Origin of the sequence: Nocardiopsis sp. NPDC007018, from assembly GCF_040635075.1 — a bacterium.
Taxonomy (GTDB): Bacteria; Actinomycetota; Actinomycetes; order Streptosporangiales; family Streptosporangiaceae; genus Nocardiopsis.
Genome location: NZ_JBEYHA010000033.1, coordinates 15,907 through 42,012 on the forward strand (window position 1 = coordinate 15,907; position 26,106 = coordinate 42,012).

Sequence of the window (26,106 nt, forward strand, 5' to 3'; positions counted from 1 at the left end):
CCGCCCCTGCCCCGGCGGGACTCCCCTCCAGGGTCTGTCTCTGTCGAGATCTTCCCGCTGTCCACACGATTCCTCAGAGAGGACCAAGGTGTATTCCACGCCTCCCTCAGGCCCCCAGCAGCCCTACGGCCAGGGGCAGCCGCCCCAGCCCCAGCAGGGCGGCTACGGCTATCCCCAGCAGCCCGTGCCCCACGGTCACGGCCCCGCCCAGCCCTACGGCGCCCCCGGTGGCCCCGTGCCGCCCCCGCACTTCAACGGTGCCCCCGGCGCCCCCGCGACCCTTCCGGGCCCGGGCGTCACCGTGCGCGTGCTCATGTTCATCGGCGGCCCCGTGGGCATCCTCCTCGGCCTGATCCTGGCCGTGGTGGTCATGCTCGGCGTGGGGGTGGGCGTGGCGGCCAACAGCGCCAGCGAGACGGGCGGCGCCGACATCATGGGGATGGTGGGTGCCCTGGGCGCCCTCGGCTTCCTCTTCGCGCTGATCCCGCTCACCTACGGCATCATCTCCACGGTGCTCGCCACGAAGATGGGTCAGCAGAAGAAGGGCGTCTACTGGGGCGTCGTCGCCTTCAACATCGTCGCCTCGCTGTTCCTGGTGCTCGGCGTCATCTCCGCGCTGGCCATGGAGACCGCCCCGTCCAACGTGGTTCCGCTGGCGTTCCACGCCACCATGACCGGGTTGATGTTCGCCCCGTCCGTGCGCCGGTTCTACGGCGTCTAGGCGCGCGCGTCGCCGCCGGTCGCACCGGCGGCGGAGCCGGAACGACCGGTGAGGGGCCCGGCGGGAGACCGCCGGGCCCCTCGGCGTTCCCGTCCCCGTTCGGGGATGCGCCGGTGGCCAGCGGCGATAGCCTGGGAACGGCCGGGCCGACGCCGTCGTCATCGATGGCGCGGGTCCTCGGCGGCCACCGCAGACCATGCGCGCAGACGTGGCGGTCCCCTCTACGATGGGCCCCTACCGACCACGCGTGACCACGGTCCCACCCAGGGACAACCCCGCCGCCACGCAGCGGCGGAGCCAAGCACAGGAGGGCATCAATGGAGACGGCAGAGATCGCGCGCCGCTTCCTCAGTTTCTTCGAGAAGAACGGACACACCGTGGTGCCCTCGGCAAGCCTGATCGCCGAGGACCCCACGCTGCTGCTGGTGCCCGCAGGCATGGTCCCCTTCAAGCCCTACTTCCTGGGTCAGCGCACACCGTCCTACAGCACGGCCACCAGCGTCCAGAAGTGCATCCGCACCAAGGACATCGAGGAGGTCGGCAAGACCTCCCGGCACGCCACGTTCTTCCAGATGCTGGGCAACTTCTCTTTCGGGGACTACTTCAAGGAGCGGGCGATCCCGCTGGCGTGGGAGCTCGTCACCACCCCGGTGGCCGAGGGCGGCTTCGGGATCGACCCCGAGAAGCTGTGGGTGACCGTCTACCTGGACGACGACGAGGCCGCGACCATCTGGCGCGACGTGGTCGGGGTCCGGCCCGAGCGCATCCAGCGCATGGGCAAGGAGGAGAACTACTGGGACATGGGCGTGCCGGGTCCCTGCGGCCCCTGCTCCGAGATCTTCTACGACCGCGGCCCCGAGTACGGGGTCGAGGGCGGCCCCGAGGCGGACGAGAACCGCTACATCGAGATCTGGAACCTCGTCTTCATGCAGTACGAGCGGGGTGAGGGCTCCGGCAAGGAGTACCCGATCCTCGGTGAACTGCCCAAGAAGAACATCGACACCGGCCTGGGCCTGGAGCGCCTGGCGGCGGTCCTCCAGGGCGTCGACAACATCTACGAGACCGACATCATCGGCCGCGTGCTGCACCGCGCCGCGGAGCTGACCGGTACCTCCTACGGCGACGACCACGACCAGGACGTCATGCTCCGCGTCGTCGCCGACCACGTGCGCAGCGCCGTCATGCTCGTCGGCGACGGGGTCAAGCCCGGCAACGAGAAGGCCGGGTACGTCCTGCGCCGTATCCTGCGCCGCTCGATCCGCAACCTGCGCCTGCTCTCGGGCACCGACTCCTTCTTCCTGCACGAGCTGACCGGTGTCAGCATCGACGCGATGAAGGACATCTACCCGGACCTGCTCGACAAGGCCGACGTCGTCCACGGTGTCATCGACAACGAGGAGCGCAACTTCGCGGACACCCTCCGCGCGGGCACGACCCTGTTCGGCCGCGCCGCCGAGCGCACCCGCGCCGAGGGCGGCACCGTGTTCTCGGGTGTGGACGCCTTCCAGCTCCACGACACCTACGGCTTCCCCATCGACCTCACCCTGGAGATGGCGGCCGAACAGGGCCTCAGCGTCGACGAGGGTGCCTTCCGGGAGCTCATGCAGCGCCAGAAGGACACCGCCAAGGCCGACGCCAAGGCGAAGAAGCTCGGCAACGCCGACATCTCGCTCTACGCGCGTATGCACGAGAACGCCGGGAACACCGAGTTCCTCGGCTACACCGAGTCCGAGAGCGACGCCAGCGTCAAGGGCATCGTGGTGGACGGCGAGGGAGTCCCGGCGGCGCGGGCGGGCGACAAGGTCGAGATCGTCCTGGACCGCACCCCGTTCTACGGGGAGAGCGGCGGCCAGCTCGCCGACACCGGCACCCTCACCGTCGACGGGCGCGGCGTGGTGGACGTCGAGGACGTCCAGAAGCCGCTCCCCGGCCTGTTCGTGCACCGGGGCACCGTGCGTTCCGGTGAGGTCGTCCTGGACGACTCCGTGCACGCGCGGATCGACACCGGCCGTCGTCACGCCATCGAGCGCTCCCACTCGGCCACCCACCTGATCCACTCGGCGCTGCGCAACGCGATCGGCCCCTCCGCCGGTCAGGCCGGTTCGGAGAACCGCCCCGGCCAGCTGCGGTTCGACTTCACCGCCGACAACGCGCTGGGCGGCGAACGCCTGGCCGAGGTCGAGGAGGAGGTCAACACCGTCCTCGCCGGTGACATCGCGGTCCGGACCGAGGAGAAGAGCCTGGACGAGGCGCTGAAGATGGGTGCCCTGGCCATGTTCGGGGAGAAGTACGGCGACCGCGTGCGGGTCGTGGAGATGAGCGACTACTCGGTCGAGCTCTGCGGCGGCACGCACGTCGGCTCCACCGCGCGGCTCGGCATCGTCAAGCTCCTGGGGGAGTCCTCCATCGGCTCGGGTGTGCGTCGTGTCGAGGCCGCCGTGGGCGTGGACGCGTTCCGGCGCCTGTCCAAGGAGTCGGCCCTGGTCGGCCAGCTCTCGGAGCAGCTCAAGACCCCGCGTGAGGAACTGCCCGAGCGCATCGACACCATGGTCTCGCGGCTGCGCGCCGCCGAGAAGGAGATCGAGAAGCTGCGCGCGGCCCAGGTACTCCAGGCCGCGGGCGCCCTCGCGGCCGGTGCCCGCCGCCACGGCTCGGCGCTGGTCGTCGCGACCGAGGCGCCCGAGGGTGCCAGCGGCGACGACCTGCGCAAGCTGGTCCTGGACGTGCGCGGGCGCCTCGGCGAGGACGAGCCCGTGGTCGTCGCGATGACCGCCGTGCCCAAGGACCGGCCGGTCGTCGTCATCGCCGCGAACAAGGCGGCGCAGAAGGCCGGGATCAAGGCGGGCGAACTCGTGGGCGTCGCGGCCCGCGCCCTCGGCGGCGGTGGCGGCGGCAAGCCCGACATCGCCCAGGGCGGCGGTACCGACGCGACCAGGGTGGACGAGGCCCTGCGCGCCGTGGAGGCGCGTGTCGCGGGCGCCTAGGTACCCGCGACGGCCGTCCGACCGCGCTCCGTGCCTCTGGTGGACACGGAGCGCGGTCCGCCCGCCCCCCGCACACAGGACCGCGTCGTCCGCCCCCTGCGGCGCACCGTTCCGACGGTGCCTCGCGTGTGACCAAGCCGACGTCGCGCCGCCGACCGGTGCGGGGGCGCGCCGCCGCACCGTGGGCGCGAGGGCCCGACACCGTCCGTCCACACGCCTCGCGCGACCACGGTGACCTAGACTCGGATCGCGGGGGCGTCCACCGCCACCCACCGGCACGACCCGCGCGGGGCCCCGGACACCGGGACCGGACGAGCCGGTGCGGGTTGCCCGGGTGAAGCTGCGTACCGTCTGCGAATCGGGCATACTGTGGCGCGTCACAGCCGATCACATGGCTGTCTGCGCGGAGATTCCCGCGATCCAGCTGATGAACAGGACCACCGTGTTGAGGATTTCCCGACAACGGTGCTGTGCCGTCGACGGTACGGCCCGTGCGAGCAGCGCCCCCACACAGGAGGAGGCGACCTCGTGAGACACGGTGTGCGCCTGGCCATCGATCCGGGCAACGCGCGTATCGGCGTCGCCGCCAGCGACCCGAGCGGCGTACTGGCCAGCCCGGTCGAAACGGTCCCGAGGGGCAGGGGCGACGTCCAGCGCATCGCCCTCCTCGTGCTGGAGAAGGAGGCCCGCGAGGTCGTCGTGGGCTACCCCGCCTCCCTGTCCGGCCAGGAGGGACCGGCGGCCCGCTCCGCCCGCGAGTTCGCGAACACCCTCGCCCGACTCCTCGACCCGGTCCCCGTCCGGCTCGTGGACGAACGCCTCACCACGGTGACCGCGCAGGGGCAGTTGCTCTCGGGCGCCTCCTTCGGGAAGAAGGGGGCCAGGGGCGGCAGGGCCCGCCGCTCGGTCATCGACCAGGCGGCCGCCACCGTGCTCTTGCAGAGCGCCTTGGACCAGGAACGGTCGACAGGCCATCCCCCGGGCGAGATCGTCCGTGCAAGCCAGGGAGATTCATGACCGACAGGGATGACTACCCCGATCCCCGCCGTGGACGCGCCGACCGCGAGGGCGGCTACGACTACGACCCGCTGTCCGACCCCCTTCCCGCGCAACCGCCCTCGCGCGGTCGCCGCGCACGCCCCGAACCCGGACCCAACACCCGGGCCGAGGAGCCGGGGACGGGTGAGTTCGGGCACACCGGCGGGTACGGCGGCCAGGCCCCGGGGCGGCCCGCCCCGGGACGCCGACGCAGGGCCGAGCCGCCCGCCGACGAGACCCCGTGGAACGACGACCCGCACGCGGCCCCTCCACGCCGGTTCGGCGCGGCCGACGCCCTGCGAGGGGGGCGCGCCGCGCGCGGCGGCCAGGCCCCGGGGCGGCCCGCCCAGGCGTCACCGCCCGACACCGGAGGCCAGCAGCGCCCGGGTCCCGACGCGACGCAGGACGCCCTGGCGGCCCTGGCCAACCTCGGCGGTGCCCAGAGCGCCTCGCGCGCTCCTGCGGGCGCCCCTGCCGACGCCGAACCGCCCGCCCGGGAACAGCCCCCGCGCCGGGCCCGGCGCGCCCGCGCGGAGCAGCCCGAGGAACCGCGTTCCGCCTTCTGGGGCGACGACGCCGAGGAGTCCGACGCCTTCGGCGCCGAGCCCCCCGTAGAGGAACCGCAGAGCCGTCGGGGCCGGCGTCGGCGTGCCCAGGAGACCCCGCCCGAGCCCCAGGGCGACACCGGTGCGTTCCGGTCCCGGGAGCCCGAGCCGGAGGAGCCCGCGGGGCGTCGCGGCCGCCGTCGTTCGCGTCGGGCGGAGCCGGAGCCGGAGGACACCGGTGCCTTCCGGGCCCCGGAACCCGAGCCCGAGCCGGAGCCGGAGCCGGAGGCGCCGTCGGGGCGTCGGGGCCGCCGTCGTTCGCGCGTCGAGGAGGAGCCCGAGGACACCGGCGCGTTCGCGACCGCACCGGTCACCGACACCGGGGCCTTCGCGGAGCTCTCCCACCTGGACGAGGACGAGGAACACCTCACGGACACCGGCTCCTTCCTCGCACAGGAACCCGAGGACGAGGAGCCCAAGGGACGTCGCGGCCGCCGCAGGTCCAGGCGCGGCCGCCGCGCCGAGCCCGAACCCGAACCCGAGGTGGAGGAGGAGCCCGAGGAGGACCTCTACGAAGAGGACAGCCTCGAGGACATCGCCGCCACCTACGGCAACAGCCGCGCCAACCGCAAGCGCGCCAAACGTGCCAAGGCCGCGCAGGCGGCCCGGCTCAACAAGGGCAAACCGAAGAAGCGCCGGAAGAGCAAGGGCATGGTGGTCGTGCTCGCCCTCGTCCTGCTGCTCGTCGTGGCGGGCGGAGGCTACGGGGTCGCGCGCGCCTACGTCTTCCCGCCGGACTTCTCCGGCGACGGCGAGGGCGAGGTCGTCTTCCGTATCGCCGAGGGCGAGAGCGGTACCGCCATCGCGCAGAGCCTCGTGGACCAGGGCGTGGTCGCCAGTGTGCGGGCCTTCACCAATGCCCTCGGCTCGGAGGGCCTGGTGCCCGGCACCTACTCCCTTGCCGAGGGCATGAGCGGTGAGAGCGCGGTCGCCGCCCTGTTCGACCCGGACAACCGGCTCGGCGGGCGGGTGACCATCCGCGAGGGCCTGCGTTCCGAACAGGTGCTCCAGATGGTCTCCGAGGAACTGGGCGTTCCGTTGGAGGAGCTGGAGGAGGCCTACGGCAGTACCGAGGACCTCAACCTCCCCGACTACGCGACCGAGGGACCGGCCGGGTACCTGTTCCCCTCCACCTACCGCTTCGAGCCGGACACCGACGCCCTGTCGATGCTGCGCACGATGATCACCCAGCACAAGCGGGTCGCCGAGGAGTCGAACCTGGAGGAACGGGCCGCGGACATCGGCTACGACGCGAACGAGATCATGGCGATCGCGTCCATCGTGCAGGCCGAGAGCGGCCGCAGCGAGGACATGCCGAAGATCTCGCGGGTGGTGCACAACCGCCTGGACATCGACATGCCGCTCCAGATGGACAGCACCTGCTTCTTCGCCATCGGCGAGTACGGCATCGCGCTCAACAACGATCAGCTGGCCCGGTGCCGGGACGACACCAGCGGGTTCGACACCTACTTCAGCACCGGTCTCATCCCCGGACCGTTCGTGGCCCCCGGCCAGGAGGCCATCGAGGCGGCCCTGGACCCGGAGGAGGGCGAGTGGCTGTACTTCGTGGCCACCGACCCGGACAACGGCGTCACCGAGTTCGCCGAGACCCACGCGGAGTTCGAGGTCCTCAAGGAGCGCTTCCAGGAGACCTGGGGCGGCGGCAGCGGAGGGGACGGCGAGTGACACGCGCCGCGGTCCTGGGCTCGCCGGTGGCCCACTCCCTCTCGCCGGTCCTGCACACGGCCGCCTACGCGGCCCTGGGCCTCGGGGAGTGGTCCTACGGCCGGTTCGAGTGCGACGAGGAGGGGCTCGCGCCCTTCCTCAAGGGTCTGGACCGGTCCGAGTGGGCCGGGCTGTCCCTGACCATGCCGCTCAAGCGCCGGGCCATGGACCTGGCCGGGGAGGTCTCCTCCCTCGCCAGGGAGGTCGGCGGAGCCAACACGCTGGTCCGGAGCGCGGCGGGGTGGGCGGCCGCCAACACCGACGTCGAAGGGATCGCGACCGCGCTGACCGAGGCGGGCGTGCCGGTCCCCGCGAGCACGGTCGTGCTGGGCGCCGGGGCCACCGCGGCCTCGGCCCTGGCCGCCCTGAGGGAACTGGGTGCGACCGGTCCGGTCACCGTCCTGGCCCGTGACACCGGGCGGACCGGTGAGGTCACGTCCGCCGCCGAGCGGCTCCGCAGGCCGGTCCGTGTGGCCCCGCTGGCGGAGATCGACCGCCACCTGGACGTCGACCTGGTGGTCTCCACCCTGCCCTCGGGGGCCACGGACGGGTGGGCCGAGCGCGTCGCGGCCTCTCGCGCCGACCTGTTCGACGTGGTCTACGACCCCTGGCCCACCGCCGTCGCCGCGGCGGTCGCCCGCCGTGGCGGGCGCGTGGTCGGCGGGTTCCCCATGCTCCTGCACCAGGCCGCGGCGCAGGTCCGGCTGATGACGGGGGTCGACAAGGCCCCGGTGGAGGCCATGCGGGCAGCCGGGGAGGCGGAGCTGCTCCGGCGCTCCGCCCGCCCCGGGAGCTGACGCACGGGGCGCGGTGGCCGTGTGGTCGCCGGGCCCTGTATAGTGGGAGCCATCGACTTGGTCCGGTGTGTCCGACACACCGGAGCCGCAAGCGGAGATGATCCTCCCACCTACCGGACTCCGTCCGTGTGGGTTCCGGTCAGACGACGGGCACACCGCCCCGTGATCGTCGGGCACCCGTGTACGGGTTCCGGCGGCCCGGTGTGCGGCTCCGTCGTGAACATCCGGTCGGATCGCCCCGCTTGCACACGCTGGCGGGGTTTCTCGTTTCTGGTGAGACCCCAACGCGGGCGGGTGGCCTGAACAAGCACGGGCGACCCGGTCGAACAGGCCGACCACCCCAGGGTGGACGGCCGGTCCCAGGTAATCCGAGAAAGCTAGGGAGGGGTCTCATCAGCACAGAGCCCCGCATCAATGACCGTATCCGGGTGCCCGAGGTCCGACTCGTCGGACCCAACGGTGAGCAGGTCGGAATCGTCTCCGTGCAGGACGCGCTGCGTCTGGCCCAGGAGTCGGACCTCGACCTCGTCGAGGTCGCGCCGACCGCGCGCCCGCCGGTCGCGAAGCTGATGGACTACGGCAAGTTCAAGTACGAGTCCGCGGTCAAGGCCCGTGAGTCGCGCAAGAACCAGTCGAACACGATCATCAAGGAGATCAAGCTCCGCCCGAAGATCGACCCGCACGACTACGAGACCAAGAAGGGTCACGTCGTCCGGTTCCTCAAGAGCGGGGACAAGGTCAAGGTGACGATCATGTTCCGTGGCCGCGAGCAGTCCAGGCCCGAGCTCGGGCGCAGGCTGCTGGCGCGTCTTGCCGAGGACGTCCGGGATCTCGGCACGGTCGAGTCCCAGCCCAAGCAGGACGGCCGCAACATGGTCATGGTGATCGGTCCGCACAAGCGGCGTTCCGAGCACAAGGCCGAGGCCCGTGCGGCGGCGGGGGACAAGACCCGCCGCGACGAGCGCGACCAGGCGTAAGGCGCCAGGGGAAGTCCCCCACCGCCCGGGCGCCGTCAAGGCGACGACCGGGTGGTGGGGTGGGCTGCGCCCGACCAGTCCGTGATGCACCGGTGTGCGACGGGACCCCGCCGTAGTGGCGGAACATTCGCGGTGTCCGCATCCTGTGCGGGTACCGCGCCGACGGAGTAGGAGACGACGGCGACATGCCGAAGAACAAGTCCCACAGTGGAGCCAAGGACCGTTTCAAGGTCACCGGTTCCGGCAAGATCATGCGCCGCCGTGCCAACAAGAACCACATCCTTGAGCACAAGACCTCCAAGCGCAAGCGCAAGCTGGGCACGGAGGCCGAGCTCGCTCCGGCCGACACCAAGAACATCAAGAAGCTCCTGGGCATGTAGCACCGGAGCACCTTCCGTCCTCCTCGGCCAGCCCGTGCGCCCGACCCCGTCGGCGCGCTGAGGCGCCAGGGGGACCACCACCTGAAGCGAACACGGTCGCTGGGTGCGTCCTGGCCGGACCGGTCGGCGCGCCGTGCGCGCCGGAAGAACCAATGAGGGAGTCACTGTGGCACGCGTGAAGCGGGCTCTCAACGCCAAGAAGAAGCGCAAGGTCGTTCTCGACCGGGCCAGTGGTTACCGCGGGCAGCGCTCGCGCCTGTACCGCAAGGCCAAGGAGCAGATGCTCCACTCGATGACCTACTCCTACCGGGACCGCAAGGACCGCAAGGGGCAGTTCCGTCGTCTGTGGATTCAGCGCATCAACGCCGCCTCCCGCGCGCACGGCCTGACCTACAACCGTCTCATCCAGGGTCTGAAGCTGGCCGAGATCGAGGTCGACCGTCGCATGCTGGCCGAGCTGGCCGTCAACGACGAGGCCGCCTTCGCCGTGCTCGTGGAGAAGGCCAAGCAGGCCCTCCCCGCCACCGCCGCGGCCTAACGGGCAGCCGGAAGAAGCAGACGGGTAGCGATGGCGAGCCACGAGTTCACGAGTGTCCGGTCACCCAGGATCAAGGGGGTTCGGCGGCTCGCCAAGCGCACCTTCCGTCAGCGTGAACGGCGCTTCCTCGCGGAGGGGCCGCAGGCCGTACGGGAGGCCCTGGCCGCCGTCAACGGCGGCGACGGGCGGTCCCCCTACAACGGGACCGCCCACGGCGTCGTCGAGGTCTACGCCACGGCGGAGGCCATGCAGCGCCACATCGACCTGATGGACGCCGCCCACACCGCGGGCGTGCCCACCCACCGGGTCAGTCTCGACGTGATGTCCGAACTGGCGCAGACCATCACCCCGCAGGGGGTCATCGCGGTCTGCGAGTTCGTCGACGTCCCCTTGGAGAGCGTCTCCGACGTGCGACTGGCCGTCGTCCTCTCCCACGTGCGCGACCCCGGCAACGCCGGGACGGTCCTGCGCACCGCCGACGCGGCCGGTGCCGACGTCGTCATCTTCACCGACGCCTCGGTGGACCCCTACAACGGCAAGTGCGTGCGCGCCTCCGCCGGAAGCCTGTTCCACCTGCCCGTGGTGGTGGGGGTGCCGGTGGCCCGTGCGGTGGACTTCCTGCACGGCGCCGGGGCCCGGGCCTGGGCCGCGGACGGCGGCGGTGAGCGCGACCTGCACCAGCTGGCCGACGACGGCGACCTGGACGGCCCCGTGGGCTGGGTCTTCGGCAACGAGGCCTGGGGCCTGCCGGAGGAGATCGTGCAGCTGACCGACGGCGCGGTCAGCGTCCCGATCTACGGCGCGGCCGAGAGCCTGAACCTGGCCACGGCGGCGGCGGTGTGCCTGTACACCACCGCGCGCCAGCAGCGCCGCGCCTGAGCGCGTCCCGGGCCGACCGGACGGCCCGCGCCTCCTACGGCGGGCCCGAAAGCCCGTATCCGGCCACGACCGCAGCGGCCTCCCCTCGGGTGGCCGAGCCGGGCCGGGACCGTCCCCTGCCGCGGGTCGTCGGCGCCCTCCGGCGTGGCGTCCGCACCCTCGGGTCGTCACTCCGCGTCATGATCAGGCGGCTGACCCGGGGTGGAGCGACCGGTGGTGTACACGCTCGGTAACAGGTTCTCCCAACCACCCGAAATGCACGTGCACGGGGTTCGAGTGTCGATAGGGTCGGGCCAGTACGACGGTGGTTCACGCGCATCCCGCTGGCCCACCCCCATCCGACCCGTGCCACGGGTGGGGCGGTGTGCGTGTCCGCGATGACACGGTCGGTCCGACGACAGGGTGTGAGCACGCGAGGCTCGGACACGTCGACGGTCGGCCCCGAGACCGACACCCGGCCGACCGCCGGACGGTGCCGGAAGCGGACGGACCGCCGCCCCGCGGGCTCCGGGTGACGCCGTATCCCGGGTCACCAGGCGTATCGGGTGGGAGTGCAGGGTAGATCTGCGGTGGTGTCCGGGGGAGCGCGACAGCGGACACGACCGGACAGCGATCCCGACCCAGGAGTCCTGTGGTCGCGGACCTTCGGAGGGGAGCGGGGAGAGGCGTGGGCAGCGGCCGACAGGTGGGCCAACCGGCGGAGGACTCCGACGGTGCGGCGGCGCGACCCCCCGAGGGCCCGGTACCCGGGTCCGAACCACCCGTGGACTCCACCGTCGGACGGGAGGCCGCTCCGGAGCCGGACGCGCGTCCCGGGCGACGGCGCCCCACCGCGTCGGCCCTCAGGGACGTGGACACCGCGTCGGCCGGGGCGGACGGTCCGCCGCTGCGCGCCGACGACCTGCCTGACGGGGTCGTCGTCGCCGACGCCGGCGGCAGGGTCGTCCTGTTCAACTCGCTCGCCGCGCAGCTGACCGGGGTCCCCGCGACCTCCGCGATCGGCCGCGACTTCCGCCTCGCCCTTCCGCTGAACGGGCTCGACGGCAACAACTGGTGGGAGTCCAGCGACCCCTACGGCGGGGACCGCGAACGCACCCGACAGCCCGAGCGCATGCTCTGCCTGCCCGACGACCGGGAGATCCTCGTCTCCGCCCGCTACGTGCGCGCCCGCCCCGGCGGTGACCTCGTCCGCCTGGTCCTCACCCTCAGGGACGCCTCGGCGCGGGCCGAGCGCTCCCGGGCCGACCTCGTCTCGGAGGTCGCGCACGAACTGCGCTCGCCGCTCACCAGCGTCAAGGGCTTCACCTCCACCCTCCTCAGCAAGTGGGAACGGCTCACCGACAAGCAGAAGCTGTTCATGCTGGAGACCGTCAACGCCGACGCCGACCGCGTCACCCGGCTCATCCACGACCTCCTGGACGTCTCCCGGATCGAGTCCGGACGGCTGGAGGTGCGCCGCCAGGTCGTCGACCTGCCCACCACGGTGCGCCGCATGGTCGCGGGCCGGGTGGCCTCGGGCTACGCCGAGGACCGCTTCCGCGTCGAGACGCGCGGCGAGCTTCCGCAGATGTGGCTGGACGCCGACAAGCTGGAGCAGATCCTCGGCAACCTCGTGGAAAACGGGGTGCGGCACGGCGCTGGTACTGTCAGTGTCGTGATCGAGCCGTGTGAAGGAGGAGCAGCGGTGTCGGTGCGCGACGAGGGCCAGGGCATAGCACCCGAGACCGTTCCGCGCGTCTTCCGTCAGTTCTGGCGCGGGAAGCGCCGTGGCGGAACCGGCCTCGGACTGTTCATCGTCAAGGGTCTCGTCGAGGCCCACGGCGGCACGATCACCGTCGGACGCGCCCCCAACGGCGGCGCCGAGTTCCGATTTACCGTGCCCGCCGGGACCCCCGAGTTCGTCTGAGCCCTCAGACCCCTCGGCCCTCCGGTGGGCGCACGCGGCACGTCCCGGACCCCGCGACGGACCTTCCCGGGCTGCCCGACACCGCCTGTGCATTTCCTGTCGGCTTCGTCCGCCCCTGTGCGGACCGTGACTGCCGTGCCGGTCCCCGCTCCGCGGGGGACCGGTGACGGCGAGGCAACCAACCATGTCTGCACCGAACAATTCCTTCGACCCCGTCGAGGTGACCTCCCTGCACCCCGACGAGGTCGCCCGCATGCGCGAGGAGGCGCTGGCCGCGATCGAGGCCGCCGCCGACCTCGCCGAACTCAAGGAGGTCCGGCTCGCGCACGCCTCGGACCGCTCCCCGCTGGCCCTGGCCAACCGGGAGATCGGCGCTCTCCCCCCGGCCGCCAAGGCCGACGCGGGCAAGCGCGTCGGCGGCGCCCGGCGCGACGTCGGTCAGGCCCTCAAGGCCCGCCAGGCGGTCCTGGAGGCCGAGCGCGACGAGCGCGTCCTGGTGGAGGAGCGCGTGGACGTCACCCTGCCCTGGGACCGTACGCCCCGGGGCGCCCGCCACCCGCTGACCACCGTCGCCGAGCGCATGACCGACGTCTTCGTCGGCATGGGCTTCGAGGTCGCGGAGGGCCCGGAGGTGGAGGCGGAGTGGTTCAACTTCGACGCCCTCAACTTCCAGCCCGACCACCCGGCGCGCAGCATGCAGGACACCTTCTTCGTCGAGGGCCCCGACGGCGGCGAGTCCGGCCTGGTCATGCGTACCCACACCTCCCCGGTCCAGATCCGCGCGCTGCTCTCACGCGAACTGCCGGTGTACGTGGTCGCTCCCGGCAAGACCTTCCGCACGGACGAGCTCGACGCCACCCACAGCCCGGTCTTCCACCAGCTGGAGGGCCTGGTCGTCGACAAGGGAATCACCCTGGCGCACCTGCGCGGCGCCATCGACGCCTTCGTCGAGTCGGTCTTCGGCGAGGGCCTGCGGACCCGGTTCCGGGCCTCCTACTTCCCGTTCACCGAACCCTCCGCCGAGGTGGACATCGAGTGCTTCGTGTGCCGGGGCGCCTCGGTGGGCGACCCCGACCGGCCCTGCCGCACCTGCTCCAGCGAGGGCTGGATCGAGATCGGCGGCTGCGGTGTGGTCAACCCGCGCGTGCTCACCGCCGCCGGGGTGGACCCGCAGGTGTACAGCGGCTGGGCCTTCGGCCTGGGAATCGAACGGACACTGATGTTCGCGCACGGAGTGCGCGACATGCACGACATGGTCGAGGGCGACATCCGCTTCACCTCGGCCTTCGGGAGTGAGAACTGATGCGCGTCCCCCTGACCTGGCTGCGTGAGTACGTCGAGCTTCCGGCCGACGTCTCCGCCCGTGACCTCGCCTCCCGGCTGACCCTGGCCGGGCTGGAGGTCGAGACCGTCGACGAGCTCGGCTCCGACCTGACCGGCCCCATCGTCTTCGGCCGCGTGCTGGAGATCGAGGAGCTGACCGGCTTCAAGAAGCCCATCCGCCACTGCCGCGTGGACGTGGGGGAGGCCAACGGCACCGGTGAGCCGCAGGAGATCGTCTGCGGCGCCCGCAACTTCTCCGAGGGCGACCTCGTCGTCGTCTCCCTGCCCGGAGCCGAACTCCCCGGCGGGTTCCGCATCGGTGCCCGCAAGACCTACGGGAAGATGTCGGCGGGCATGATCTGCTCGGCCACCGAGCTCGGCCTGTGGGAGGACCACGACGGAATCGTCGTGCTCCCGGAGGGCTTCGCAGCGACCGGTACCGACGCCATCGGCGTGCTCGGCCTGCGTGAGGACGTCCTCGACATCGCCGTCACCCCGGACCGCGGGTACGCGTTGTCCATGCGGGGCGTGGCACGCGACGTCGCCGCCCTGTACGGGGTCGCCCTGCTCGACCCCGCCGACGCCGCCGTGGCCGCGCCCTCCGGCCCCGGTCACCCCGGTTCGATCGAGGACCCGCAGCGCTGCGACCGCCTCGTGCTGCGCGGCGCCACCGGCTTCGACCCGCAGGCTCCCACGCCGCTGTGGATGCGGCGCCGCCTGCACCAGAGCGGGGTCCGCCCCGTCTCCCTGGCCGTGGACGTCACCAACTACGTGATGCTCGAACTCGGTCAGCCGCTGCACGCCTGGGACCGCGACCGCGTGAACGGCGCGATCCGTGTCCGGCAGGCCGAGGCGGGGGAGAAGCTGGAGACCCTCGACCACGTCCAGCGCTCCCTGGACGCTGACGACATCGTCATCGCCGACGACTCCGGCGCCCAGGCGGTCGCCGGAGTGATGGGTGGCCTCGACACCGAGATCGGGCCGGAGTCCACCAACGTGCTGGTGGAGGCCGCGCACTTCGACGCCATGAGCGTGGCCCGCGCCTCCCGCCGCCACCAGCTGTCCTCGGAGGCCTCGCGGCGCTTCGAGCGCGGTATCGACTCCGCCGCCCAGCTGGTCGCGGCCACCCGTGCCGTGAACCTGCTCGCCGAGCTCGGAGGAGCCTCGGTGGAGACCGCCTACACGGTCGTCGACGCCGCCGTGTCACGTCAGCCGATCGTCGTCCGGGCCTCCCACGCCGCGAGCGTGGCCGGGGTGGACTACCCGGAGGGCACCAGCGAGCGGTGGCTGCGCGCCGTCGGCTGCGACGTCGAGACCGACGGGGACCTGCTGCGGGTCACACCGCCCACCTGGCGTCCCGACATCACCGACCCCAACGACCTCGCCGAGGAGATCATCCGCTTCGAGGGGTACGAGAACATCCCCTCGATCCGTCCCAGCGGCTCCGGGCGGGGCCTGACCTCCAGCCAGCGTCTGCGCCGCGCGGTCGGCCGCGTCCTGGCCGACACCGGCTTCAACGAGGTGCTGTCGTACCCGTTCACGGCCGAGCGCGACCTCGACGGCCTCCAGCTGGCCGCCGACGACCCGCGCCGTGCCGGTCTGCGCCTGGCCAACCCGCTCAACGAGGAGGAGCCGCTGCTGCGGACCACCCTCCTGCCGGGGCTCTTCAAGGCGCTGGCCCGCAACGTGGGCCGGGGCATGACCGACGTCGCCCTGTTCGAGTCGGGTCTGGTCTACCTGCCGGTCCCCGGCGCCACCCGCGCGCCGATCCTGCCGGTCGACCGCGGGCCGAGCGTCGAGGAGCTCGCTCTCGTCGACGCCGCCCTGCCCGAGCAGCCGCGCCGGGTCGGCGCGGTCCTGACCGGTCACGCCGAGCGTGCGGGCTGGTGGGGGGAGGGGCGCGCCGCCACCTGGGCCGACGCGATCCAGGCCGCCCGCGACGTGGCCCGGGTGGCCGGGGTGGACCTCGGGATCGAGGCCGACGCCCGTGCCCCGTGGCACCCCGGTCGCTGCGCGGCCCTGTTCGTGGAGGTGGAGGGTGAGCGGGTGCTCGTCGGCCACGCGGGTGAACTGCACCCCAGGGTCGTCAAGGCGTTCGGTCTTCCGGAGCGCACCGCCGCCATGGAGATCGACCTCGACGGCGTCGAGCGCGCCCGCACCGGGGTTCCCGCGCCGACGGTGTCGACCTACCCGGTGGCCACGCAGGACGTCGCCCTGGTCGTGGACGCCTCGGTGCCGGTGGGCCGGATCACCGAGGCGCTGGCCGAGGGGGCCGGCCCCCTGTTGGAGAGCGTGCGGCTGTTCGACGTGTACACGGGCGAGCAGGTCGGTGAGGGGCGCAGGTCCGTCGCCTTCGCCCTGCGGTTCCGCGCCGAGGACCGCACGCTGACGGCTGAGGAGGCCGGCGCCGCACGGGACGCCGCCGTCGCCCTGGCCACCGAGCGCACGGGCGCGGTGCTGCGCGGCTGATCCGGCCGGCGCCACGGCGAGGGCGGGGCGGGTACTCCCTGAGGGGGAGGACGCGCCCCGCCTTCGTGTGTTACCACGGGGGAGAGAACCGGACCACTGCCGAACAGGAATCATGGCCGGCAGGACCGCTGTTGTGAAACGTGCGGTGTCACGGTTCGGATTTCAAGAAAATTGGAAGGATGTCTTTCCAGCGTAGTAAGGGTTTTAGCGCGAGGTGCCGGGGGTAGCCGGAATGAAGTTTGGGTTTCGGGGCATGAAAGCTCGTTTTGGCTCTTGCTGTGGAGCGGCCTGAGAACTTAGCCTGCGAGTACCTGCCACGACCTGGGCGCCCCAGGGAGGGGTCAGATCCGTTTTCCGCTGCGCGTTCTCGCGCATGTCACGGCTCGGAGGTCGCCATATGACCGAAACGGTTGTCTCGTCCGCGCTCACTCCCAAGGAATACCGGGAGCCCAGCCGCCTCTGGCATACCTTCTGTGACATGAACGCCGTGGCCAAGGGCCCGGAGTTCGTGGTGGCCCGCGCCGAGGGCGTGTGGCTCTGGGACCGGTCCGGTGACCGCTACCTCGACGGCACGGCCAGTCTCTGGTACTGCAACGTCGGGCACGGCCGGGCGGAGATCGCGGACGCGGTCCACCGACAGATGAGCACCCTGGAGGCCTACACCGTCTACGGGGACTTCGCCAACGCACCCGCGATGGAGCTGAGCGAGCGCCTGGCCGCTCACGCCCCGATGGACGACCCGCGCGTCATCCTCACCTGCGGGGGAGGGGAGTCGATCGACACCGCCGCGAAGCTGGCGCGCTCGTACTGGGCGACACAGGGCCAGCCGGAGCGGCAGCACCTGATCAGCCGGACCGGGGGCTACCACGGCCTCAACGGGTTCGGCACGAGCATCATCGGCATGGAGCGCTTCCGCTCCGGTTACGGCAGGCTCATCGAGGACACCTCGGTGGTTCCGCACGACTCCGCCGCCGCTCTGGAGGCGGAGATCCTGAGGGTCGGGGCGGACCGGGTGGCCGCCTTCTTCGCCGAGCCGGTGATCGGGGCGGGCGGTGTCTTCCTGCCGGAGCAGGACTACTTCGCCGACGTGGCACGGATCTGTCGCAAGTACGGAGTCCTGTTCGTCGTCGACAGCGTGATCTGCGGGTTCGCCCGTCTGGGGAACTGGTTCGGGATCGAGCGGTTCGGGGTGAGCCCGGACATGATCGTGTTCGCCAAGGGCGTCTCCAGCGGGTACCTGCCGCTGGGCGGGGTCATGGTCAACGGTCGTGTGGCCGATCCCTTCTGGAACCAGGAGGGCAACCCGTTCCTGCACGGCACCACCTACGCCGGACACCCGTCGGCCTGCGCCGCGGCCATGGCCAACCTCGACATCCTGGAGCGCGAGGACCTGTTCACGGTCTCGCGTGAGGTGGAGACCCACCTGGACTCCGCGCTGCGGGGGTTGGCCGACCACCCGCTGGTGGCCGAGGTCCGCTCCGGGGTGGGCGTGATGGGCGCGGTGGAGCTCACCGAGGAGGCGCTCGCGGAACGCGGGGTCACCACGGCGGAGGTCTTCGCCGAGGCCCGTATGCGGGGTGTCATCGTCCGTCCGATCCCGAGGGCGCTGCTGGTGTCGCCGCCCCTGGTGATCACCTGGGAGCAGGTCGAGCACCTGACCTCGACCCTGTGGGGAGCCCTGGACGCGGTCATGGCGCGGCACTGACGAGGGGGGAGCCCGGCCCCGCCGGGCTCCCCCCGGAAAAGGGAACAACAGCAGTACGGCAGTACGGCAGGACCCACCGGTGGACGTCACGCGCCGGTGGGTTGATTATTTTCCTAGGAAACCTCTGTCGAGTGCTGGTATCGTGCAGTAATATTTACTGGGAAGATACTTCTTCGGGGGTGCGTGTGGTGGGTGCCCCCGGACCACTCGACGGGGGACGACCATGACGGCACGGGACGAGCACGCGACGGTACGGGACGGCTCCGAGGTCGCCGGTTCCGGTGGCTCCGGACCCAGCGGCGACGACCTGATCACCGCCTGGGGTCTGGTGCACGAGGCGATGAACGCGATCCAGCCTCGCCTGCTGCACGGCATCACCCCGGACGGCAGGGACATGGCGGGGCCCTGGTTCGAGGTGTTGATCCGCCTCCAGCGCACTCCCGGGCACCAGTTGCCGATGAGCCGCCTCGCGCGCGAGGTCAGTCTCAGCACGGGCGGGTTCACCAAGCTGGCCGACCGCCTGGAGAAAGAGGGCTACCTGGAACGGCACAACTGTTCCACCGACCGCCGGGTCGTCTACGCCACCCTCACCGACCAGGGGCTGGAGTTCATCGGCGCGGCCCGGGTCCGGCACGTCGAACGGCTGCGGGAGCACGTGCTCGCGCCGCTGGGGGAGGCGGGGGTTCGACAACTCGCCACCATCGCGCGTACGCTCCGTGACAGTGCTTGCGACTGATACGCGCCCCGGTGGGGACTCTGCGTAGTCGAATCCCCACTCCGGCGTCGGCCCGATCCACGTGAATGTGCTGAAAACATCCCATGCGCCTTCGTTCCCATGTAGGTTGGCCAGAGTTCGGGGACCCAACGCGGGGTGGGTCGGGAGCACCGAGGTTCCGGGGGGAATGAATGAGGCTGTTCACCACTGCTGCCCAGATGAGGCCCATTCCCCGATCCTCCCGCTTCGCCAACGGCGGAGTCTCCTTCTGGTTCCGCGAGGAGGGTCTGCCGGAGCGCAGATCCCCCCTGCCGGGCGACGCCGACTACGACGTCTGCGTGGTCGGGGCCGGTTACACGGGACTGTGGACCGCCTACTACCTCAAGAAGGACCAGCCCGACCTGCGTGTCTGTGTGGTCGAGCGGGAGTTCGCCGGGTTCGGCGCCTCCGGGCGTAACGGAGGGTGGTTGTCCGCCGAGTTCTCCGGCTCCCAGGAGGACTACGCTCGGTCACACGGCAAGCCCGCCATGATCGCGCTCCAACGCACGTTGATGAGCACCGTCGACGAGGTGGTCTCCGTCGCCGAGGCCGAGGGCATCGAGGCGGACGTGGTCAAGGGCGGCATGCGGCTGGTCGCCGGCAACGCCGCCCAGCGCGAGCGCCTCCAGGCGCACATCGACTACCTCCAGGACTGGGGGTACTGGCCGGACGACATCCACATGGTGGACCCGGACCACGAGCCCCCGATCGCGGTGGACGGCGCCGTCGCGGCCGCCTACTCCCCGCACGCCGCCCGTGTCCAGCCCGCCAAACTGGTCACCGGCCTGGCCCGTGTGGTCGAAGCGATGGGCGTGGACCTGTTCGAGGACACCCCGGTCACCGAGATCCGGCCGCGCACCGGTTCCGAGCGGCCGTCCGTGGTCACCGAGCACGGCACCGTCCGCGCCGACCACGTCCTGCGCGCCACCGAGGGCTTCACCTCCACCCTGCGCGGACAGCGGCGTCGCTGGCGCCCGATGTACTCCTCCATGATCGTCACCGAGCCGATCCCCGCGGACCTGTGGGAACGCATCGGCTGGGAGGGTCGCGAGCTCCTGCGCGACTCCGCCCACTCCTATGTCTACGCCCAGCGCACCGCCGACGACCGCATCGCCATCGGCGGGCGCGGCGCGCCGCACCGCTTCGGTGCCTCCGAGGACAACGAGGGCGCCACCGCGCCGCAGGCCATCGCCGAGCTCTGGCGTTCCCTGACCGGGCTCTTCCCCGACGTCGCGGACGCGCCGATCGAGCACGCGTGGTCGGGTGTGCTCGGGGTGCCCCGGGACTGGTCCCCGACCGTGAACCTGGACGCCGAGTCCGGCCTGGGCTGGGCGGGCGGCTACTCCAGCAGCGGGGTCTCCACCAGCAACCTGGCCGGGCGCACTCTGCGCGACCTGGTCCTGGGGCGCACCACCGACCTCACCCGTCTGCCGTGGGTGGGGCACGAGGTGCGCGGTTGGGAGCCCGAGCCGCTGCGCTGGATGGGCACCCAGGTCGTGCGCGGGCTGTACCGCACCGCCGACCGCCGCGAGTCACGCACCGAGGGCAAGGGGCACACCTCCCGCCTGGCGGACCTGGCCACCCGTATGCCCGGCAACTGACCCGGTCACCGCGTTCCGACCGAGCCCCCGCCGCCCCCGCACCCCGCCGTCCCCGCTCCGTTCCCCCCTGTCCTCCGTGCCGCCGAGGCCCCGTTCCCTCTCCGCCCTCAGTTGCATAAAATTACACTGGCATGCATGATGGTTCAGTCCAAGCGCGAAGAGAGGGTCTCACCATGGGATACACAGCGGCCATCGCCGGAGCCAGCGGCTACGCCGGGGGCGAGCTGCTGCGTCTGCTCCTGGGACATCCCGACATCGGGATCGGCGCCGTCACCGCGGGCGGCAACGCTGGGACCCCGTTGATCCAGCACCAGCCCCACCTGCTGCCCCTGGCCGACCGCGTCCTCGCGCCCACCACCGTCGAGGAGCTGCGCGGCCACGACGTCGTCTTCCTCGCCCTCCCCCACGGGCAGTCCGCCGACATCGCCCAGCAGCTCGGCGACGACGTCCTCGTCGTGGACTGCGGCGCGGACTTCCGCCTCGACGACGCCGCCGCCTGGGAACGCTTCTACGGAACCCCCCACGCCGGGACCTGGCCCTACGGCCTGCCCGAACTCCCCGGACAGCGCGAGCGCCTCACCGGGGCGCGCCGCGTCGCCGTTCCCGGCTGCCACGTCACCGTCGCCACCCTCGGCCTCTTCCCCGGCCTGGCACAGCAGCTGGTCGAGCCCGACCTCACCGTCGTCGCTGTCACCGGCACCTCGGGTGCGGGCAAGGCCGCCAAACCCCATCTCGTCAGCAGCGAGATCATGGGCGCCCTCAGCCCCTACGGCGTCGGCGGCGCCCACCGGCACAACCCCGAGATCATCCAGAACCTCACCTCCGTCACCGGCGAACCCGTGCGGCTCTCCTTCACCCCCGTCCTCGCGCCCCTGCCCCGGGGCATCCTCGCCACCTGCACCGCGCCCCTGAAGCCGGGAGTCACCGCGGAGCGGGTACGCGCCGCCTACGAGACCGCCTACGCCGACGAACCCTTCGTCCACCTGCTCCCCGAGGGCACCTGGCCCAACACCGCCATGACCCTCGCCGCCAACACCACCCTCGTGCAGGTCACCGTGGACGCCGACGCGGGCCGCATGGTCGCGGTCGCCGCCCTCGACAACCTCACCAAGGGCACCGCGGGCGGCGCCGTCCAGAGCACGAACCTCGCCCTCGGCCTGCCCGAGACCACCGGCCTCCCGCTCGCCGCGGTCGCGCCCTAGGGGGAGGGGACCCACATGAGCGTCACCGCACCCCAGGGGTTCCGCGCCGCCGGAGTCACCGCGGGAACCGGCGCGGACCGCGTCCGCGACACCGCCGTCGTCGTCAACGACGGCCCCTCGCGCGCGGCCGGGGCCGTCTTCACCGACCACCCCGAACCCGCCGCCGCCGTCCTGTGGTCCCGGCAGGTCGTCTCGGGCGGGCGCGTCCGCGCCGTCGTCCTGACCACCGGGGACACCGACACCGCCCCCGGCCCGGCCGACTTCCTGGCCGTCCACGCCGGGGCCGAGCACACCGCCGACCTGCTCTCCGACTCCGCCGCCGAGATCGTGTTCTGCGCCGCGGGCGCCACCGGCACGGTCCCACCGGCCGAAGCGCTCTCCACCGGCGTGGCGAACGCGCTCGCCGAAGCGGCACGCGGCGGCGGGCTCTCCGCCGCCGACGCCATCCGCACCGACGACACCGTCGCCAAGTTCGCCTTCCGGAGAGGCGGCGGCGTCACCGTCGGCGGCATGGCCAAGGGGCCCGACACCTCCGTGGGCGGAGCCCTGTGCGTCCTGACCACGGACGCCGACCTCAGCGCGGCCCAGTGCCAGCGCCTGGTCGCCGACGCCGCTACCGAGCTGTCCCCGCTCACCGGAACCAACGACGCCGTCCTGCTGATGGCCAGCGGCGCGGCCCCCGCCACCGCGGACGAGCCGGAGGTCGCCCTCCTGCTCGCCCGGGTCTGCGAGGAACTCGCCGCGCAGATCGCGGCGGACGCACCCGCACCCCCCACCTCCGCAACCGGCGCCCCCCAGGACAGGCAGGCCCACTCGTGAACTCCTCCACACCCACCACCCGGGACCAGGCCCAGGCCATGGACAAGGCGGCCCACCTCATCGAGGCGCTGCCCTGGCTCTCCCGCTTCCACGGCCGCACCGTCGTGGTCAAGTACGGCGGCAACGCGATGGTCAGCGAGGAGCTGCGGGTCCGCTTCGCGGAGTCGATCGTCTTCCTCTACTACGCGGGGCTGCGCCCCGTCGTCGTCCACGGCGGCGGACCGCAGATCAGCGCCATGCTGGACCGCTCCGGCGTGGAGTCCAGCTTCACCGCCGGGCTGCGGGTGACCACCGACGAGGCCATGGACATCGTCCGGATGGTCCTCACCGGCCAGGTCAACCGCGAGATCGTCGGTCTGGTCAACCAGCACGGCCCCTTCGCGGTCGGGATGTCGGGCGAGGACGCCAACCTCCTCTACGCCGAACGCAAGAGCGTCGAGGTGGACGGCGAGCCCGTCGACATCGGCCGGGTCGGGGAGGTCAGCGAGGTCAACCCCGGGGCGGTCTCCGCGCTCATCGCGGACGGCCGCATCCCCGTGGTCTCCAGCGTCGCCCGCGCCGACGACGGCGGCGTCTACAACGTCAACGCCGACACCGCGGCCTCCGCGCTCGCCGTCGCCCTGGGCGCCAGCAAGCTGATCATGCTCACCGACGTCGAGGGGCTGTTCGCCGACTTCCCCGCCAACACCGACCTCATCCGCCGCCTCAACGTGGACGAGCTGCGGGCCCTGCTGCCCTCCCTCTCCTCGGGCATGCTCCCCAAGATGGAGGCCTGCCTGACGGCGGTCGAGGGCGGAGTGCCCCAGGCGCACATCATCGACGGCCGCGTGCCGCACTCCCTGCTCCTGGAGGTCTTCACCGACCTCGGCGTCGGCACGATGGTCGCCGACGAGGAGCTGGAGGCCGAACTCCTCTCCGGGAACGGCCACTACCCGCGCCCCTGGCGCCCCACGTACACCCACGAACAGAACCCGGGAGCCCACCAGTGACCAGCAGCGACCTGAGGGAGCGCTTCGCCGCCTCGCTCATGCCCAACTACGGCGTCCCGCCGGTGGCCCTGGCCCTCGGGCGCGGCTGCGAGGTCTACGACGCCGACGGCCGCCAGTACCTCGACCTCATCGCGGGCATCGCCGTGTCCAGCCTCGGACACGGGCACCCGGCCCTGGTCAAGGCGGTCGCCCACCAGGCCGCCACCCTCGCCCACACCAGCAACCTCTTCGTGCACGAACGCGAGGTCCAGCTCGCCGAACGCCTCGTGGACCTGGTCGGCGGTGACGCCAAGGTGTTCTTCGCCAACTCCGGAACCGAGGCCAACGAGGCCGCGCTCAAGCTCGTCAAGCGGGCGGCGGGGACCGGCCGCCACTACTTCGTGGCCGCCGAGCGCGGCTTCCACGGCCGTTCCGCCGGAGCCCTCTCCCTCACCGGCAAGGACGCCATCCGCGAACCCTTCGGCCCCTACGGCACCGACGTGCGCTTCGTGCCCCACGGGGACATCGACGCCCTCACCGAGGCCGTCGACGAGCACTGCGTGGCCGTGTTCGTCGAGCCCACCCAGGGCGAGGCCGGTGTGGTCCCCGCCCCCGAGGGCTACCTCGCCGGGGTCCGGGCCCTGTGCGACCGCACCGGCGCCGCCTTCGTGCTCGACGAGATCCAGAGCGGCATCGGCCGCACCGGCCAGTGGTTCGCCCACCAGGAGGAGGGAGTGCGCCCCGACGTGCTCACCCTCGCCAAGGGACTGGGCGGAGGTCTGCCGATCGGCGCGTGCGTCGGCTTCGGCCGTTTCGCGGACGCCTTCCACAAGGGCGACCACGGCTCCACCTTCGGCGGAAACCCGGTGGCCTGCGCCGCCGCGCTCGCCGTCATCGACACCATCGAGTCCGAGGGCCTGCTCGCCCACACCAAGGTGATGGGCGACCTGCTGGCCGAACAGATCGAGGGCATCGACCACCCCCTCCTGGCCGGGCAGCGCGGCAGCGGCCTGTGGCGCGCGCTCCTGCTCACCGGGCCGCACGCCGCGCACGTCCAGGAGCAGGCCGCGGTCCGCGGCTTCCTGGTCAACGCGGTCGCCCCCGACGCGATCCGCATCGCCCCGCCCCTGGTGATCACCCCCGAGCAGATCGGCGTGTTCATCGAGGCCCTACCCACCGTCCTGGACGCCGCCGAGGCCGCCGCCGCGAAGGAGCAGCAGTCATGACCCGCCACTTCCTGCGTGACGACGACCTCACGCCCCAGGAGCAGGCCCGCGTCCTGGACCTGGCCGACGAGATGAAGCGGGACCGGTTCGCGTACCGCCCCCTGGCCGGGCCGCGCACCGTCGCACTCCTCTTCGACAAGCCCTCCACCCGCACCCGGCTGTCCTTCTCCGTGGGCGTCGCCGACCTCGGCGGCAGCCCGCTGGTCCTGGACTCCGGCAGCACCCAGATGGGCCGGGGCGAGCCCCTGGCCGACACCGCCCGCGTCCTGGAGCGCCAGGTCGCGGCCGTCGCCTGGCGCACCTTCGCTCAGTCCGACGTGGAGGACCTGGCCCGGAACATGAACGTCCCGGTCGTCAACGCGCTCACCGACGAGTTCCACCCCTGCCAGATCCTGGCCGACCTCCAGACCGTCCGCGAGGCCAAGGGCGCGCTGTCGGGGCTCACCCTCGCCTACCTCGGTGACGGCGCCAACAACATGTCCCACTCCTACCTGCTGGGCTGCGCCACCGCCGGAATGCACGTGCGGATCGGCGCGCCCGAGGGGTTCCACCCGGACCCGGCCGTGCTGGACCGGGCCCGGGAGATCGCCGAGGGCACGGGCGGCTCGGTCACCGTCACCACCGACCCGCGCGGGGCGGCCGAGGGCGCCGACGTCGTGGCCACCGACACCTGGGTCTCCATGGGCCAGGAGGACCAGAAGGAGGACCGCGAGGCCCCCTTCCGCCCGTACATCGTGGACGCGGCGCTCATGTCGGCCGCGCACCCCGAGGCCGTCGTCCTGCACTGCCTGCCCGCGTACCGGGGCAAGGAGATCAGCGCCGAGGTCGCCGACGGCCCCCAGAGCCTGGTCTGGGACGAGGCCGAGAACCGACGCCACGCCCAGAAGGCCCTGCTCACCTTCCTGCTGGAGAGCAGTGACGACCCCGACTCCGGGCCCGTGGCGCGATGAGCCAGGACCTCAGCGGCCCGGCACCGATGACCAAGGCCGCCCGGCACGCCCGCATCACGGACGTCCTCACCCGTGAGGACGTCCGGTCCCAGGGGGAGCTGGCCAAGCGCCTCTCCCAGGCCGGGGTGCAGGTCACCCAGGCCACCCTCTCCCGGGACCTGGACGAGCTGGGCGCGGTCAAACTCCGTACCGCGGACGGTCACCTGGCCTACGTGCTGCCCGGGGAGGGCGGCGAACGCCTCCAGCGCACCCGCCCCGACACCCTCAGCCTCGAACAGGTCTCCGGGGCCCGCCTCACCCGGCTGGCCGAGGACCTGCTCGTCTCCGCCGAGGCCTCCGCCAACATGGTCATCGTGCGCACCCCGCCCGGGGCCGCGCAGTACCTGGCCTCGGCCATCGACCACACGGACTTCCACGCCATCCTGGGCACCATCGCCGGGGACGACACCATTCTGGTGATCTCCCGCGACCCCGAGGGCGGGGAGGACCTGGCCGCGGCGCTGCTGCGGCTGGCCGACCGCAGACCCTGACGGCCCGGG

Annotated in this window: 21 protein-coding genes; all 21 read left to right on the forward strand. The window is 72.1% G+C overall.

What is annotated here, in order from left to right:
• Window positions 1-88 precede the first annotated feature (88 nt).
• The 21 genes from ABZ635_RS18100 (at window position 89) to ABZ635_RS18200 (ending at window position 26,097) form a co-directional block, all read left to right on the forward strand.
• Complete coding sequence (locus ABZ635_RS18100) at window positions 89-721, forward strand: hypothetical protein (protein WP_357766191.1); 633 nt, start codon at window positions 89-91, stop codon at window positions 719-721.
• Between the two features lie 317 nt (window positions 722-1,038).
• A complete protein-coding gene (alaS, locus tag ABZ635_RS18105; protein ID WP_357766194.1) occupies window positions 1,039-3,705 on the forward strand; it encodes an alanine--tRNA ligase in 2,667 nt (888 codons plus the stop codon).
• A 528-nt stretch (window positions 3,706-4,233) separates the two neighbouring features.
• Window positions 4,234-4,722 carry a Holliday junction resolvase RuvX gene (ruvX, locus tag ABZ635_RS18110; protein WP_357766196.1) on the forward strand — a complete coding sequence of 163 codons (489 nt, stop codon included), beginning with the start codon at window positions 4,234-4,236 and terminating at the stop codon, window positions 4,720-4,722.
• Complete coding sequence (gene mltG / locus ABZ635_RS18115; protein WP_357766199.1) at window positions 4,719-7,034, forward strand: endolytic transglycosylase MltG; 2,316 nt, start codon at window positions 4,719-4,721, stop codon at window positions 7,032-7,034. Before ruvX ends, mltG begins: the two co-directional genes overlap by 4 nt.
• Window positions 7,031-7,870, forward strand: a complete 840-nt coding sequence (locus ABZ635_RS18120; RefSeq protein ID WP_357766202.1) for a shikimate dehydrogenase — start codon at window positions 7,031-7,033, stop codon at window positions 7,868-7,870. Before mltG ends, ABZ635_RS18120 begins: the two co-directional genes overlap by 4 nt.
• Window positions 7,871-8,280: 410 nt before the next feature.
• Window positions 8,281-8,847: a translation initiation factor IF-3 gene (infC, locus tag ABZ635_RS18125; protein WP_357766274.1), complete on the forward strand. Its 567-nt coding sequence runs from the start codon at window positions 8,281-8,283 to the stop codon at window positions 8,845-8,847.
• 185 nt (window positions 8,848-9,032) lie between these two features.
• Window positions 9,033-9,227 (forward strand): 50S ribosomal protein L35, encoded by a 195-nt coding sequence (rpmI, locus tag ABZ635_RS18130; RefSeq protein ID WP_017583949.1) that lies wholly within the window; start codon window positions 9,033-9,035, stop codon window positions 9,225-9,227.
• A 166-nt stretch (window positions 9,228-9,393) separates the two neighbouring features.
• Window positions 9,394-9,765 carry a 50S ribosomal protein L20 gene (gene rplT / locus ABZ635_RS18135; protein ID WP_357766205.1) on the forward strand — a complete coding sequence of 124 codons (372 nt, stop codon included), beginning with the start codon at window positions 9,394-9,396 and terminating at the stop codon, window positions 9,763-9,765.
• 30 nt (window positions 9,766-9,795) lie between these two features.
• Window positions 9,796-10,644 carry an RNA methyltransferase gene (locus tag ABZ635_RS18140; protein ID WP_357766208.1) on the forward strand — a complete coding sequence of 283 codons (849 nt, stop codon included), beginning with the start codon at window positions 9,796-9,798 and terminating at the stop codon, window positions 10,642-10,644.
• Window positions 10,645-11,494: 850 nt separating this feature from the next.
• Window positions 11,495-12,550: an ATP-binding protein gene (locus ABZ635_RS18145; protein ID WP_357766276.1), complete on the forward strand. Its 1,056-nt coding sequence runs from the start codon at window positions 11,495-11,497 to the stop codon at window positions 12,548-12,550.
• A 184-nt stretch (window positions 12,551-12,734) separates the two neighbouring features.
• Window positions 12,735-13,853, forward strand: a complete 1,119-nt coding sequence (pheS, locus tag ABZ635_RS18150) for a phenylalanine--tRNA ligase subunit alpha (protein ID WP_357766211.1) — start codon at window positions 12,735-12,737, stop codon at window positions 13,851-13,853.
• The gene (gene pheT / locus ABZ635_RS18155) at window positions 13,853-16,342 is read left to right on the forward strand and encodes a phenylalanine--tRNA ligase subunit beta (RefSeq protein WP_357766212.1); all 2,490 of its coding nucleotides are present in this window, start codon (window positions 13,853-13,855) and stop codon (window positions 16,340-16,342) included. The genes pheS and pheT overlap by 1 nt, the downstream gene beginning before the upstream one ends.
• 478 nt (window positions 16,343-16,820) lie before the next feature.
• A complete protein-coding gene (locus tag ABZ635_RS18160; RefSeq protein ID WP_357766278.1) occupies window positions 16,821-18,047 on the forward strand; it encodes an aminotransferase class III-fold pyridoxal phosphate-dependent enzyme in 1,227 nt (408 codons plus the stop codon).
• Window positions 18,048-18,387: 340 nt separating this feature from the next.
• Complete coding sequence (locus tag ABZ635_RS18165) at window positions 18,388-18,783, forward strand: MarR family transcriptional regulator (protein WP_357766281.1); 396 nt, start codon at window positions 18,388-18,390, stop codon at window positions 18,781-18,783.
• Between the two features lie 197 nt (window positions 18,784-18,980).
• Complete coding sequence (locus ABZ635_RS18170; protein ID WP_357766215.1) at window positions 18,981-20,402, forward strand: FAD-binding oxidoreductase; 1,422 nt, start codon at window positions 18,981-18,983, stop codon at window positions 20,400-20,402.
• A 173-nt stretch (window positions 20,403-20,575) separates the two neighbouring features.
• Entirely contained in the window at window positions 20,576-21,604 is a 1,029-nt protein-coding gene (gene argC / locus ABZ635_RS18175; RefSeq protein WP_357766218.1) for an N-acetyl-gamma-glutamyl-phosphate reductase, read from the forward strand.
• A 15-nt stretch (window positions 21,605-21,619) separates the two neighbouring features.
• Entirely contained in the window at window positions 21,620-22,423 is an 804-nt protein-coding gene (locus ABZ635_RS18180; RefSeq protein WP_357766221.1) for a bifunctional ornithine acetyltransferase/N-acetylglutamate synthase, read from the forward strand.
• 38 nt (window positions 22,424-22,461) lie between these two features.
• Window positions 22,462-23,412, forward strand: coding sequence for an acetylglutamate kinase (gene argB, locus ABZ635_RS18185; RefSeq protein WP_357766284.1), 951 nt, complete (start codon window positions 22,462-22,464; stop codon window positions 23,410-23,412).
• Window positions 23,409-24,617, forward strand: a complete 1,209-nt coding sequence (locus tag ABZ635_RS18190; RefSeq protein WP_357766222.1) for an acetylornithine transaminase — start codon at window positions 23,409-23,411, stop codon at window positions 24,615-24,617. Before argB ends, ABZ635_RS18190 begins: the two co-directional genes overlap by 4 nt.
• Window positions 24,614-25,567, forward strand: a complete 954-nt coding sequence (argF, locus tag ABZ635_RS18195; RefSeq protein ID WP_357766224.1) for an ornithine carbamoyltransferase — start codon at window positions 24,614-24,616, stop codon at window positions 25,565-25,567. Before ABZ635_RS18190 ends, argF begins: the two co-directional genes overlap by 4 nt.
• Window positions 25,564-26,097 (forward strand): arginine repressor, encoded by a 534-nt coding sequence (locus ABZ635_RS18200; RefSeq protein WP_357766226.1) that lies wholly within the window; start codon window positions 25,564-25,566, stop codon window positions 26,095-26,097. The genes argF and ABZ635_RS18200 overlap by 4 nt, the downstream gene beginning before the upstream one ends.
• The last annotated feature ends 9 nt before the right edge of the window (window positions 26,098-26,106 follow it).

Bases quoted from the DNA above. Each gene is read 5' to 3' on its own strand.
- ABZ635_RS18200 (WP_357766226.1), top strand. From the start codon at position 25,564: ATGAGCCAGGACCTCAGCGGCCCGGCACCGATGACCAAGGCCGCCCGG.
- rpmI (WP_017583949.1), top strand. From the start codon at position 9,033: ATGCCGAAGAACAAGTCCCACAGTGGAGCCAAGGACCGTTTCAAGGTC.
- argC (WP_357766218.1), top strand. From the start codon at position 20,576: ATGGGATACACAGCGGCCATCGCCGGAGCCAGCGGCTACGCCGGGGGC.
- pheT (WP_357766212.1), top strand. From the start codon at position 13,853: ATGCGCGTCCCCCTGACCTGGCTGCGTGAGTACGTCGAGCTTCCGGCC.
- argB (WP_357766284.1), top strand. From the start codon at position 22,462: ATGGACAAGGCGGCCCACCTCATCGAGGCGCTGCCCTGGCTCTCCCGC.
- ABZ635_RS18165 (WP_357766281.1), top strand. From the start codon at position 18,388: ATGAACGCGATCCAGCCTCGCCTGCTGCACGGCATCACCCCGGACGGC.
- ABZ635_RS18140 (WP_357766208.1), top strand. From the start codon at position 9,796: ATGGCGAGCCACGAGTTCACGAGTGTCCGGTCACCCAGGATCAAGGGG.
- ABZ635_RS18160 (WP_357766278.1), top strand. From the start codon at position 16,821: ATGAACGCCGTGGCCAAGGGCCCGGAGTTCGTGGTGGCCCGCGCCGAG.
- ABZ635_RS18170 (WP_357766215.1), top strand. From the start codon at position 18,981: ATGAGGCCCATTCCCCGATCCTCCCGCTTCGCCAACGGCGGAGTCTCC.
- mltG (WP_357766199.1), top strand. From the start codon at position 4,719: ATGACCGACAGGGATGACTACCCCGATCCCCGCCGTGGACGCGCCGAC.
- ABZ635_RS18180 (WP_357766221.1), top strand. From the start codon at position 21,620: ATGAGCGTCACCGCACCCCAGGGGTTCCGCGCCGCCGGAGTCACCGCG.
- pheS (WP_357766211.1), top strand. From the start codon at position 12,735: ATGTCTGCACCGAACAATTCCTTCGACCCCGTCGAGGTGACCTCCCTG.
- argF (WP_357766224.1), top strand. From the start codon at position 24,614: ATGACCCGCCACTTCCTGCGTGACGACGACCTCACGCCCCAGGAGCAG.
- alaS (WP_357766194.1), top strand. From the start codon at position 1,039: ATGGAGACGGCAGAGATCGCGCGCCGCTTCCTCAGTTTCTTCGAGAAG.